This window comes from Bartonella sp. OC68QHHN (assembly GCF_042193875.1).
In the GTDB taxonomy this organism is placed as follows: Bacteria; Pseudomonadota; Alphaproteobacteria; order Rhizobiales; family Rhizobiaceae; genus Bartonella; species Bartonella grahamii_A.
In genome coordinates this window covers 1-12,282 of record NZ_JBHIME010000033.1, presented here as the reverse complement: position 1 = coordinate 12,282, position 12,282 = coordinate 1, and the positions used below count along the sequence as shown (strand labels likewise).

Sequence of the window (12,282 nt, the reverse complement as noted above, 5' to 3'; positions counted from 1 at the left end):
GATCAAATGAATCATGCATAAAAGTGTGGATTCTTAAGTGGATTCATATAAAATAATTTCACTCAAACTATTGACTTTATTGTGTTTTTTAGTATTATATCTTATATGACTGACACTAAGTGCGAAAGTGTTCTCTTATGACGATAAACATCTCGCTTTACAGGTATCGGTCCTCCGGTCTTAACCCGGATATAATGACGTGTCATCAAAATACCTTTCAGTAAAAATTATTACTATTGATATTATATATTTTGTGTATTATAGTACTCAAATGGTATTCATTCATAAAACGATAGAATTTGATACTTGGCTTAAGAAACTTAAAGATAAAAGCGTTAAGGCTATTATTCTTCAACGTATTGTCCGCTTAAAACAGGGTCTTTTCGGTAATGTTAAATTCTTTAATGGTATAGGTGAATTACGTATCCACTATGGTGCTGGTTACCGAATTTATTTTACCCAAAAAGGCTCTGATTTTATCCTTTTGTTATGTGGTGGAGATAAATCAACGCAGAAAAAAGATATTGAACAAGCATTAAAGTTAAAAGAGGAGTACAGTGATGAAAATAACCCCCTTTAAACCAGAAGAATATCTTGAAGACATTGAGGTACAACAAGCATTTCTTAATGAAGCCTTTAAAACCGGTGATGCCTCTCATATAGCGGATGCCCTTGGTATTGTTGCTAGAGCACAAAATATGAGTGCCTTAGCAAAAGAAACCAATCGCGAACGCAGTGGATTATACCGCTCTTTAAGTAAGACTGGTGACCCTAAACTTTCTACCTTAGTCGCTGTCTTATCTGCCCTTAATTTGCAACTCTCTGTACAGTCTTCTACTTCATAAACTGAGAGGGAGTTAATAAATCTCTCCCCTCAATTTCAGTGATTGGTTACAAATTCAACGACTATACTTGCTTGACCAGCTTGTACTGTCTTATCAGCTTTAGCATAGAGAGTGACCTCTTTATCATAAGGAACAAATTCCTTCTGATTGGTGGGCTTAACCTCTTTGACTTCCTGTTGTTTGATTTCTGCTTCACCAAACTCAGTCCCTCCAGCAGTGCACCCTATTTTAACCTTTGTGTCCGAAAATGCTGTCTTAACAAACACTTTAATCGAAGTAATCAAAGCACCACGAGGTAGCGTGCCTATTCTCATAGCGTTTTCTTTATCTTCATAGCTAAAATTAAGCCGCAAAAAGCTTACCTGCTGGGTATGAAGATTTCTCCCTTGCAAGGGCTGTGGTAAATAATCTGCCATGTCTTATCCCCTCAATGATTTGTCACGAATTGCACAACCACAATACATTCACCAGCATCAGTAGTTTTGTCTCGTGTTGCATAAAGGGTGAGCTCCTTATCATCTGCAACAAAAGACTTTTGATCTGTTGGCGTAAAATCTTGCGTGCCTTGGGCTTTGATGTCCTTTTCACTGAACTCATTGCCTCCATAGGTACTTCCTATCTTCAACTTCGCCTCAGAAAACGCCGTCTTAACAAAAGCTTTAATCGAAGTGATCAAAGCGCCACGAGGTAATATCCCAATTTTCTCCGTAAGATGCTTATCTTTATGCGAGATATTCAAACGTAAGAAACTCACCTGTTGGGTATGAAGAGTTCTTCCCTGTAATGGAGGTGGTAAATGATCTGCCATGTCTTGCTTCCTCCCTATGATTAATTATCAGGTTCACCACTGTAGGTGGGGATAACAATCGTTCCAAAATCTTGCGCTGCTTGAGAGCTATTTGGAAATTTGAAACGGGTTTTCTTCATGCCAATCAGTGTTTTCGCAGACAAACCATAGTAACGTTGATAGTCGAAATGCTCTTCCACCAATTTATAGCGATTGACATTGCGATTGTTCCCAAAAGCCATAACGATACTTTGTGCTCCAAGAAAAACAGCACGACGCACACTTTTTTTCGCTGTATGATCGGTAGATTTAACCCCATGGGTGACATGTTCAGATTCACGTAAAATCACACCATTATACATGCCTAAAGAACCATCAAAGATTGGGTTTTGCGCACGAGAACCTGTGTAAGCAGCTTTCTGAATATCAAGCCACTGACCAGTATCTGTATTGGTACGCAATTGCGTTACCTGAATGGGATGCAAATACAACACATAAACACTCTCGCCATTCACACGAACCGGTCTAATTTTAGGATTCGCTAGCTTAGCGCACTGAACCGCTTCATCTATCAATTTAAGATTAAAGCTGTGTTTGGCTTTTTCTGTAAGATCTTCATCCTTGGTTTTTGCTTCTGGTCGCACAATGCGCTTATTGCTTGGAGCTAACGGTGCATTAAAGCCCCAAAAAAGAGGATCAAGATCAACCAGTTCTCCCTCAAAACGGAGCCTGTTAGCGGTATAACCGCAAGCGTGAACGAAAAACATCAAACTCAAACGGTCCGCATACCAATCTGATAAACTGTTTTTGGCTTCTTCGCGCAAATTAAACAATGTGCGCTGATTATCAATAGTGCCTTCATTGGCAATTCTTGTTCCATGATAAAGTTCATTGATATACAGTTTATCATGAAGGAATTGGAGTGCCTCTTCATTGCCTTCAAGGGTTTCGCCCTCACTCACGCCACGTCCTGATAACTGAGCTCGCAGACTAAATGTTACACAATCCCCTTTGCCTTTTTGCGTCTCTGTTTTCACCTGAATAATGCTATTGGAATCCTGCCCCATCAAAGGAGCAATAGGAGTTGCTTTGGAGACCTCCGCATCAAGCATTCTCGCCCATGTTTTTAACGCATGGGGATCATTAATCCCTATATGTGTTGTTGCCATTTATTTCACCTTTCTTTGCTATAAAAAAACCGGCTTAAAGCCGGACTACTAACCCGCACCAAAGGCGGCTTATTCTCTAAAAGTCTTTCACTTAATCTTCATCATCCGCACCACTCAATTTGCGTATAAGCACTCGGTTCTTTGGATTGCTGTACCACGCTTGAAACTCTTTATCCGTCATAGCGTTCATCGTTTCCCATGAAAGTGAACCCGTACTCCCCCCTCCACCAGATGCCGTTAAGGTTCTCGCAGAATTCTGCCGGCTTTGAAGTTCTGCTACCTGATTATTCGCTTGTACCCCTTGGTTCTGATAGCCAAGATTTTTTGCTATCCCATAAAGCTCTTCTGCCGGATTGAGATCTCTTTGTGCACAAGTCGCTACAATCGTACGCAATTCATTCCTTATGATCTCAGAAATTGTGTTTGGATCTGCATACTCAGGATAAAGTGACGACCAAGAACTCAATTCCTTCGCACGCTTCTCATAAAGAAAATTTGCCGCATCACCAAAATCACTGGATTTATTTTGAAACGACTTAACAGAATTGTTGAAAAACTGACCAAGACGTATATCATGCTGCTGCTGTTCCTCAGCTTGTCTTAGCGCTTCTTTCTGTTCCCTAATATACGCATCCTGCTCTCGAATCTTTTTTCCCATCCAACTCATATAGCCAATAATGTCTTGTGTAGGGTCTGGGGGTGCATTTTCACCTTCAACCATTGGCGTCTGGGATTGGGGTTCATAAAACTTGACAAGCGCTTCACGGGCTTGTTTGGTTTGTTGCTCCACACGCTGCTGCTCTATACTAGGAACAATCTCTGAAGGCTTTTCAACGGGCTCTAAAACCGGCTCTGTAGAGGTGACATCATCATTATCAATCGTTTCACCATCATAAGTGCCAGCATCAAAAGAGCTCTCATCATCAAAGACCGGTGCTCCAACTCTGTAATCTTCATTCATAGCTTCATTCATCGCTTCGTTCATTTCTGCATTCATTCTCTAACCTCTCTCAAATGCTTCTTCCTCTGTATGTTGCCGCTCTTTCACGCATGATTTGATTTTGCGCTCGTTCATTAAGAATACGCTCCCGTTCAAGCTCATGCTTCTGTTGCATCAATTCCGCTTCCAATTCTGCTCTCTTTTGACGCATGACCAATTCAATCTGCTTGCCTTGTAAATCCATCTGTTGCATCTGACTTTTAGCCGCAATATCTTGCTGCTTTTCCTGCAACTTCATTTCCTGCTCGGGGTCCATCTGCTGTTGTTGTGCCATTTGTTGCTGTTGGAACTTCTCACTGACACGATTAAGCAATGACGCCGGCAATGGAGAATAACGAAGTAGATCAAGCATAATATCCGGCGTAATCGCATTTTGAAGTAATGGGAGCAGCTGTGTGATGATACCGAAGGTGCGCTCTTTCTCATTCGGGCTGGTTGGCGCATCATCAACTACAATATCATACTCGACACTCGTTACTTCTTCACGCGTCAATGGAATATATTGCGCATTCTCTTCACCAGATATCCGTACCAAACGCCCATCGGACAAGTAATTCTGTATCAAGTGCAAAATAATCTTACCTTGCCGCTTGCGGTACAAACGTAAGCCATCAAACAGACAAGCAAGCAGATTTAAACTGGATTGGCGTCGTTGTGCCTCCAAAATACCCGCTTGTGTCACTTCTCTTGTGCCAATGAATTCAGGTGATAAACCAGTCACCTGATTAATTGCTTCCTTAGCTTCATTAAACAGTTGGAAAAAGCCTTGTGGAAACTGTGCTACAGGCTTTGGTTGTATTTTACCTAGTGCCAATGCGTTAGGTTTAACCCATGTAATACTGTCTGATCGGCTTAAACTTTTTGCTGCTTCTCTCTCATCCTTAAATGCACCACTCTCTGCCATTATCCCCCCTTTGGATTGGCTATTAAGGATATACATCACTTGACTGAAATATTTATTCGCCCACCGTTGAGGATCTTTCGTCGGACGTACAACACCGTAAAACTGACGTTCTATCTTGTCAAAATATCCCGTTATACACTCTCAACCCAATTGACCAGCTGGAACCATGGGTTGATCGGGGCATAGCAAAACCTTCCTGCCTAAAAAAGCGCGCTTAACAACCTTTTTATTAAAAGCCGCCCCTTGAATATTAGGCATCATACATTGAAGCTGTTTAAATTCTTCCTCGCTATAATCACGAAGTTCTCCAGTGCTTAAATCGGGCGCTTTGTAATACCTCTCGCTTTCAAACCAACGGCATTCAACAAGCGTGACCATCCGTCGACCGTTTTCAACATCAATACCCTTCTCATCGTTATAAGCTTCAAGATCATTATGATGAATACTCTCATAAGCAACCCCATCACGAGCCCAATCTGCACTCAGCTCTGTCCAATGAGATTTGGGAAACATCTGCTTGGCTACTTCCAAAGTCTTGCGGTCTACATACCACAAACGTTGTGCATCGGTTAAGTTCGGTTGCACTGCCGCACTATCCCAGACCATCTTTAAAGGATCTAAACGCGTAATAACCGGTTCACCATCAAGGCTGTTTTCATAATCAAGGCGGGTATCGGTCCACCCCATGCCGCAGATAACCGCATCTTGGAAAGCATCACTATCAGCGTATTCGGCATGCGCCATGTCCCGAAACCATTCTGCCGCACCGGTAAGCAATTCACTTGGCAATGCCTTACCTACTTGACGGGGAATGAATTGCACTTCTCGCTTATTATTTCTCTCTGAACCCACAACAGCATTCACAAGCGGAGCAATACGATTAAAGGTCATAACGGGGCGGCGTTGCTTTTTTAACGCCGATAAATCTTCTTCATTCCATTGATCACCATTGTAAAAACCAAAATCCTCCCGTGCATGTTCACGCCATTTATTCACATGCTCCACATCTTCTTTGTACCAGCTCACAAGCTTGCGAAATAAGCCTTCTGTCGACAGATCTGATGCGTTACTTTCTTTGTCTAAATGCTCTTCATCATACATCATTCTGCCATCCATGACGTGCTCTCATATTCCATTCTGCCGCTATAAGCTGGTCGCTTTTGTATCGTCGGAGGTTCTTCATAAGCCACGCACATCAGTCCAAACGCATCTGCCCCATGACTCGACCAATCATGCTCTGCACCCAAACCAATGCCGCGCTTCTCATCCCATTTCTCGTGATACCAGTTCAGCGCCTTGCGTCCTGCTACCGTCGTCTTCTCATTAAACCAAACAGAAGGCAAAACACGACGGACTGTTTCTATACGTATCTTAACAGCCCCTGCTCCCTGATTGGGAACAACCTGTGTTTCAAAGCCCGCATCATTTAAAGCACTCTCAAAACTCACATTGTGCACACGGTCTCTGGTCGCACCATCATGGGGCAAAACCATCAGTGCCTTCTCATAACCATTTTGACGTAACCAGCCTACATGTTCCGATAAAGGCTGTCCCTGTGCTTCGTAATAATTAAGCACTCTGATTTCTCGCCCCACAAACTGTGCTATCCATATCGCTGTGGCATCTGCCTTAGCACCCGTGCCCCCAATATCCCAAAAGGCGCGTATTTGCATTAAAGGATCACGAGCAACGCGCCCTATCCGCCCCTCCTGCTCGGCTGCCAACATTTCCTTTTGATAATAAGCGCCTTGAACCGCTGTAAGATAAGCCCCTTCCCATATATGCTTATAGGTCTCTGGACGGTTTCTCAGATCATCAAGCCGCGCTTCATTCAAGATCTTGGGAAACTTCGGATTGTCTGACCAGTTGATCTCAACACGCTTGATTGCCTCATTGTCTGAAAAGCGAAACCGCTTCTCAACGGGGGCATTCTCACGCAACGGATTCCATGTCACCCATAACTCTGCTCTCCACCCCTCTCCTTCTTCTCGCAAAGTCGGTATAAGCGTTTGCCAAGCCGTCTCTGTAACCGGCTCCGCCTCATCAACCCAACAAAGCAAAATACGCCCCATGGATTTGATACTTGCAATATTCCGGTCAAGTCCAGAAAACTGAAAGGATATACGACCATCTATCGATTTAATCGACGACTCCCCAACCTTGTAATAGTCCTTTAAAAAGTCATGCGCTTCAATGGCGCGTTTAATCTCCTCCAATGAACTTTCTGCTAGCGAGTTTTGAAACTGCCGTGCACAAAGTATAGTGCCTGATATTCCTCCCATACCAAACTGATAGCCTTTTAAAGCAGCCATCAAGGCAAATGATCTTGTCTTTCCAGACCCTCTTCCTCCCCAAGCAGCACGCACCAAAGCCTTACCTGTAAAAATCGGTATAAGCTTTGGAACAATATTAATCTGTCGTGTTGTCATGAACTAAAGGCGCGATTTCTACACGCGTTATCATCTTAATGGCTCCCCCATCTTCCCCTGTCACTTGAAGAGGCAAAATCTTCCCCAACAATGCCAAATAAGCAGCGGGGCATTTGATTGCCTGTTTTTCGAGATAAGAGATCAAACCATCATCACCATATTTCTTACCAGCGCGCTCTGCTGCCTTAAGCACTGCTTCTTTCAAAATACGTGTCGTTTTATTTGGCACACCTTTTACCCGCCCTTGACCTGCCTTTGGGGGCGTTCTTTTTGCAAGTTTTTCAGTGGTTTTCATGTGTGTTTCTTTTTGTAAACAAGACAATAAAAAAACCCCGCAAAAGCAGGGCTCTGAACAATCATATAAATTTATAAGAAAGGTTATACCTTTACCGTAATTTTAGACGCAATTCGACTAGTACAGCAACGCCATAAAACACTATTTTTCATATCCTGTCAACAAAAAAATCACTATATTGTGTATTTTTTATCTTTTTCACCTAAATCTAGTGTCTTTAACAACCAACCACTCACAATTGTATCTTCTAAACGAATCAATTATACGGAAGCACAAAGTTATTGATTAGCAAAAAGCGGGGGGAATAATGGAAATAATCATAGTCATAGGAGGAATATTAATAGCAGCAAATATGATCTACCACATTTCGAAGGTAGGAGAGAAAGGTTGGAATGTAGGATTCGAAAATACGATTTTATTAATCATAATAATCGATGTGTTTTTATATTTTGAATTCTCAGTGAACATATTACTAATAATAGCAACTTTACTGTCTTTTAGGAGCTATTTAAGAATAAATGACTATGAAGAACAATTCGAGTTACTTCAGGAACAGAAAAATCGAGAAATAGAAATATACAAAGAACAAATTACGAAATGGGATAGAAGTCTTTTAAAGAAGGCTCAAAAAATATCGCAAAAATGGATTAAGCAATGGAATAAAGAAATTAGACAGTGGGAAAAGGATATACTAAGAATAAAAGATCCCATAATGATAGGTGAAGATTATGAACATCACCATCCCATCATAAAAGATATCTGTACTCAAGGATATAAAGAAATACCGTTTCTCTATAAGAAAGCTTTGGAAACAGAACCTTCTGCTGAGCATTGCGAAAAAATCAATGTATTCAAGAAACACATAGCTTTTAAGAAAAGCTATCTAAAAACAATGCGACTCATGAAAAAAAACGGGATAGTTGTTGAAAAAATCGTAGATCCCCTTACAGAAAAAACATGTCATAAACCTACAATGTTTTTGTTGCATTGGTGGTTATATGTGGTTGATGATATGATCATAGCCGAGTACGAAAAACAAGCGTTACATGGGTTTTATAAAAATGATAAATCGCTTGACATCTACTGGGATGAAATGTCTAAAAATACAGAATACGAAGAGATAGAAGAAATACTGAAATCATGGCATTTGCCTCCTAAGTATGAATGCCTAGTAGGGATAAAAAAATATTTACTGACATTGTTGTATGACATTTCGGATGACTATAGAATAGCAAGAGAAATTTTTATTCATTATAAGCGTCTTCTTGAAACTGTTACAGAAGGATATATTTCTTTAGATGAAGACCGTTATACCGAAGAGGTAAAATGGAAGGTAAATGAGTGTAAAGAGAAAGATAAAGAACTCATAAATGAAAAAGATAATTATAATCTATACATTTCTGAAAATATTCCAACATTTGAGAAAACTTACAAATTAGGAACAATAGAACAAATTAAATCAGCAAGTAAAAAATGCTATAATAGATTTATCTATTGGGATATGCTCGTAAATATAATAAATTCAAGAGAGAAACTACAAATTATCTTCGGTGAAGAAAAGGTGAATGCACTGAAAAAAGCTATAAAGGAAGAATACAAACAATTTCATATCGAAAAGCAGGAGGCAATTTTCGAAAATAAAGATTTTCATTACAACAAATCCTACGAGCATTTGGTAGAATATTTGTTATAAACCAACGCGATTATGCGCTTTTGTGAAAATATCTGTCCAGCCTTTGCGTCAGTTTTCTAACACCTAATCGTCCAAGCCAAGCTCTTTCCTAACCTCTTCAGAGCTATAAAAAGTACCCTCTCCCCTTCGAACGCGCTCTCTTACTTGTGAAGCTAAATAATAATCCTCTGCTTCCTCTATTCCATGTTCAATAATCTCGCGTAAATAAAAAGACTTTGTACGTCCTGTCTTAACAGCTAAATTATTCAAACGTGTTTCGAGATCACTTGGCAATCGAATAGATATCGTCATAACATAATCCTCATATTTGTATTCACTGTAATACAAATATAACGAATTGTACAGAAAAACGTTTCGCGTCACATTGCTTACTTTAGCGTCGTTCTTAAAGATGCATAAAGAAACTATGTGAGAAATGTTGATAACTTGGCGAGCACTTCGTTCATAATCATGGGGGGAACTGTTTCCATTTTTTTGCCCTGACGCGCTGCTATATCGAGAGCTCGTGGTTGATCACAACGTATCACACCTGTGATATGTAATCCTGTTCCTGCTAATGAAACAGCAAACCCTGCGGTTCTCGCAAAATTTCCTCCACTTGTAATAGGTAAGACAATTGGTGTTTTCGTGACACGATTAAACGCCTCCGGTGACACAATCAGTACAGGACGCGTTCCTTTTTGCTCATAACCAGAAGTTGGGTCAAGCGATACAAACCAAATTTCGCCCCGCTTCATTACAAGAGCTCTCTGCCAACAGGCTTGGCATCAAACCACTCCATATCACCATCCGCAAAATCATCTGAAGGATTACATTGCGCTAACAATTCTTCAAGAGTATAGCTAGGGAATGCCTGTGGTTTTACAACCAATTGTCCATTGTCAATAGCCAAACCCACTTGCGTGTTTTCAGAAAGATGAAGAACATCAAGCAATGCGGGCGGTATAGAGAGCATAACAGACCCTCCAACTTTACGTAATTTTGTTGTGTGCATAAAACACTCCCTTTAATATTATATAAAAATATAACATTCTAATGCATATTCTTCAAGAGCTTTTCATGCTTTTATGGAAAAAGAACAATAAAACATTTACCATTTAGTTTTTCTGTCAAAATATTTATGAAGCGCGTTAAGAGCGACCCGCAATGAATTCACAAGATGTGGTAATGTTTGGTCTTCGACAACAATATATTGTATTGCTGCATAAAGATTATACTGTCTATAGAGATGTTGTGTTTCTTTTATCGCCTCTTGCATATTAGAAAATTGTCGTGTTGCAAATTCAACCCATTTTTCTCTTGCTTTGTCATCAGAAGATGATGGCATTTCATCATAAACAGCGCTTGGTAAACCTTTTGCACACGAATAGTCATTTCTCACTTCAAGATATTTTTGCGCAGCATCATACTGGTCTTGAGTAAGCACGCTTTGCAAACACAGCCGCCCAACATAAGTACCAGCAAGCGGATTTTTAGCCTCTTCAATCGTCAAACCAAAGCGTTTAGCACGCATTTCAATTGCCAATTGATTAACAGGATCTTGACGTACTTTCACTTGTGAAATGTAAGCATCTTTCTTTTTCATACATCCCCTAATCTGTGGGAGCCCACATGTTTCTCTTTGTCATATTTTATCAATCAAAATGGTATGCTGTCATTAAGAGAGGCACTATGATCAGCAGCCCCTGAAGCGATAGCATAATTTTGAGAAGTAATGGATGAAGGGGCAGATTGCTCTTTCTTGACATCAAGCAAATACAACTCGCCTTTGAATTGTGGTACAACAATCTCTGTTGTATAACGGTCATGCCCATTTTTATCTTGCCATTTGCGTGTCTGTAATTTTCCTTCTACGTAAACTTTTGAACCTTTGTTGAGATACTGAAGTGCAATTTTTGCTAAATGTGGATTAAAAATCACAACTGAATGCCATTCTGTTTTCTCTACTTTTTGATGAGTATTTTTATCCGTCTAGCTTTCAGAAGTTGCCATACGAAAATTAACCACCTCGGCTCCAGAATTCATTGTTTTGCTTTCGGGTTCAGCACCTAAACGCCCGATTAACATCACTTTATTTAGCATGTTTTTTCTTACCTTAAACTTGTATTTTAATACATACAAAATCCTAGCATGATTTGCATATTTTTTCAATTATTTCAAAATGATATTATTGTTTTTTAACATATAAAATTATGTTTTAAGGCGCTCTTTAATAAATAATCTATTGACATAAATGCATGGTGTATAGTACCAAGTATCAAGAGGGTATATATGGCAATCGTTAGTTTTAAGCATAAAGGGTTGAAATTATTCTTTGAAAGAGGAGTCTGCAAAGGCATACAACCCGCGCATGCTAAAAAATTAGCAAACATTTTAGTAATTTTAGATACAATATCCGCGCCTGAACAAGTTACGCTTAAATCCTATCGTCTACATGCGCTTACGGGCGATTTAAAAGGTTATTGGTCAATGCGTGTCAATGCAAATTGGCGTGTTACCTTTCGTTTCATTGGGACAGACGTTGAACTGGTTGATTATCAAGATTACCATTGAGTTTTGAGGTGTTATTATGATGTACAATCCTCCACACCCTGGCGGCATTTTGAAAGAAGAATTGCTTGATGAATTAGGGTTAACAGTAACAGAAGCTGCAAATCGTCTTGGCGTTGCACGTTTAACGTTATCCCGCGTCTTAAACTGTCATGCAGCGATTAGCATTAACTTAGCTTTACGGTTAGAAAAAGCGGGCTTAAATGATGCGGAATTCTGGCTTAAACTGCAACAAAAGCATGATTTGTGGCAAGCTCGCCATAACAGCCCAATCCCACATATTTCACCTTTAGAGCAAGTAGGGCATCTTTAGAAATACTTAACCCATTCTTCTTCACACCTAGAGGTCATGTTCTTTAAAATCAAAAATCAAGCAACTTCTGATAGTTTTTTGATCTCTTTGTTGATCTCGTCTATAAGAGGTTCGTAATTGAGAACGCTTTTCGGAATAGCACCCCCATAAACCCATGCTTTTACTTGCGCTTTGGTACTGAAATCTGCATTCTTAGGTGTTTTGTAATACTGACCACCATCAAATTTTTCACACTCTCTTGTGCCGTCTTCATATTCGTAGAGGTTGTAAAAATACTCCTCTGCTCCGTCTCCCCAT

16 protein-coding genes and 2 pseudogenes are annotated in these 12,282 nt (G+C 40.1%); 5 read left to right on the top strand and 13 right to left on the bottom strand.

Features of this window, described 5'->3' with window-relative positions; all coding sequences use genetic code 11:
* The first annotated feature begins 271 nt into the window (after positions 1-271).
* Positions 272-580: a type II toxin-antitoxin system RelE/ParE family toxin gene (locus ACFIJ0_RS05695; RefSeq protein ID WP_375624277.1), complete on the top strand. Its 309-nt coding sequence runs from the start codon at positions 272-274 to the stop codon at positions 578-580.
* Positions 561-845, top strand: coding sequence for an addiction module antidote protein (locus ACFIJ0_RS05690; protein ID WP_375621740.1), 285 nt, complete (start codon positions 561-563; stop codon positions 843-845). The genes ACFIJ0_RS05695 and ACFIJ0_RS05690 overlap by 20 nt, the downstream gene beginning before the upstream one ends.
* Positions 846-880: 35 nt before the next feature.
* On the opposite strand, the gene ACFIJ0_RS05685 is transcribed toward ACFIJ0_RS05690, so the two are convergent.
* From ACFIJ0_RS05685 to ACFIJ0_RS05655, 7 genes and pseudogenes are all read right to left on the bottom strand, one after another.
* Entirely contained in the window at positions 881-1,261 is a 381-nt protein-coding gene (locus tag ACFIJ0_RS05685) for a hypothetical protein (RefSeq protein WP_375624275.1), read from the bottom strand.
* A gap of 11 nt (positions 1,262-1,272) precedes the next feature.
* Positions 1,273-1,653 (bottom strand): hypothetical protein, encoded by a 381-nt coding sequence (locus ACFIJ0_RS05680; RefSeq protein ID WP_375624273.1) that lies wholly within the window; start codon positions 1,651-1,653, stop codon positions 1,273-1,275.
* A gap of 20 nt (positions 1,654-1,673) precedes the next feature.
* Positions 1,674-2,801: a N4-gp56 family major capsid protein gene (locus tag ACFIJ0_RS05675; protein ID WP_375624271.1), complete on the bottom strand. Its 1,128-nt coding sequence runs from the start codon at positions 2,799-2,801 to the stop codon at positions 1,674-1,676.
* A 91-nt stretch (positions 2,802-2,892) separates the two neighbouring features.
* Positions 2,893-3,798 (bottom strand): hypothetical protein, encoded by a 906-nt coding sequence (locus tag ACFIJ0_RS05670; protein WP_375624269.1) that lies wholly within the window; start codon positions 3,796-3,798, stop codon positions 2,893-2,895.
* 13 nt (positions 3,799-3,811) lie between these two features.
* Positions 3,812-5,821 (bottom strand): annotated as a pseudogene (locus ACFIJ0_RS05665) (portal protein).
* A complete protein-coding gene (locus ACFIJ0_RS05660; RefSeq protein ID WP_375644163.1) occupies positions 5,806-7,134 on the bottom strand; it encodes a PBSX family phage terminase large subunit in 1,329 nt (442 codons plus the stop codon). Before ACFIJ0_RS05660 ends, ACFIJ0_RS05665 begins: the two are co-directional and overlap by 16 nt.
* The gene (locus ACFIJ0_RS05655) at positions 7,115-7,429 is read right to left on the bottom strand and encodes a hypothetical protein (protein ID WP_375624265.1); all 315 of its coding nucleotides are present in this window, start codon (positions 7,427-7,429) and stop codon (positions 7,115-7,117) included. The genes ACFIJ0_RS05660 and ACFIJ0_RS05655 overlap by 20 nt, the downstream gene beginning before the upstream one ends.
* Positions 7,430-7,736: 307 nt before the next feature.
* Between ACFIJ0_RS05655 and ACFIJ0_RS05650 the strand changes: the two genes are divergently transcribed.
* Complete coding sequence (locus ACFIJ0_RS05650) at positions 7,737-9,122, top strand: hypothetical protein (RefSeq protein ID WP_375624263.1); 1,386 nt, start codon at positions 7,737-7,739, stop codon at positions 9,120-9,122.
* Positions 9,123-9,185: 63 nt separating this feature from the next.
* On the opposite strand, the gene ACFIJ0_RS05645 is transcribed toward ACFIJ0_RS05650, so the two are convergent.
* The 5 genes and pseudogenes from ACFIJ0_RS05645 to ssb all read right to left on the bottom strand — a co-directional run bounded on the left by ACFIJ0_RS05645 (position 9,186) and on the right by ssb (position 11,204).
* Positions 9,186-9,413: a DUF6290 family protein gene (locus ACFIJ0_RS05645; protein WP_375624261.1), complete on the bottom strand. Its 228-nt coding sequence runs from the start codon at positions 9,411-9,413 to the stop codon at positions 9,186-9,188.
* Between the two features lie 113 nt (positions 9,414-9,526).
* Positions 9,527-9,859, bottom strand: a complete 333-nt coding sequence (locus tag ACFIJ0_RS05640; protein ID WP_375644164.1) for a type II toxin-antitoxin system PemK/MazF family toxin — start codon at positions 9,857-9,859, stop codon at positions 9,527-9,529.
* Positions 9,859-10,116, bottom strand: a complete 258-nt coding sequence (locus ACFIJ0_RS05635) for an AbrB/MazE/SpoVT family DNA-binding domain-containing protein (RefSeq protein ID WP_375624257.1) — start codon at positions 10,114-10,116, stop codon at positions 9,859-9,861. The genes ACFIJ0_RS05640 and ACFIJ0_RS05635 overlap by 1 nt, the downstream gene beginning before the upstream one ends.
* Before the next feature lie 96 nt (positions 10,117-10,212).
* Entirely contained in the window at positions 10,213-10,707 is a 495-nt protein-coding gene (locus ACFIJ0_RS05630; RefSeq protein ID WP_375624255.1) for a hypothetical protein, read from the bottom strand.
* 53 nt (positions 10,708-10,760) lie between these two features.
* Positions 10,761-11,204, bottom strand: a pseudogene (ssb, locus tag ACFIJ0_RS05625) (single-stranded DNA-binding protein).
* Between the two features lie 189 nt (positions 11,205-11,393).
* Between ssb and ACFIJ0_RS05620 the strand changes: the two are divergent.
* On the top strand, positions 11,394-11,675 hold the full coding sequence (locus ACFIJ0_RS05620) for a type II toxin-antitoxin system RelE/ParE family toxin (RefSeq protein ID WP_004856694.1): 282 nt from the start codon (positions 11,394-11,396) through the stop codon (positions 11,673-11,675).
* Between the two features lie 16 nt (positions 11,676-11,691).
* Positions 11,692-11,985 carry a HigA family addiction module antitoxin gene (locus ACFIJ0_RS05615; RefSeq protein ID WP_004856691.1) on the top strand — a complete coding sequence of 98 codons (294 nt, stop codon included), beginning with the start codon at positions 11,692-11,694 and terminating at the stop codon, positions 11,983-11,985.
* Positions 11,986-12,041: 56 nt separating this feature from the next.
* Here ACFIJ0_RS05615 and ACFIJ0_RS05610 read toward each other — a convergent pair.
* Positions 12,042-12,282 (bottom strand): hypothetical protein (locus ACFIJ0_RS05610; RefSeq protein WP_375624253.1); only part of this gene is annotated, 241 nt, incomplete at its 5' end.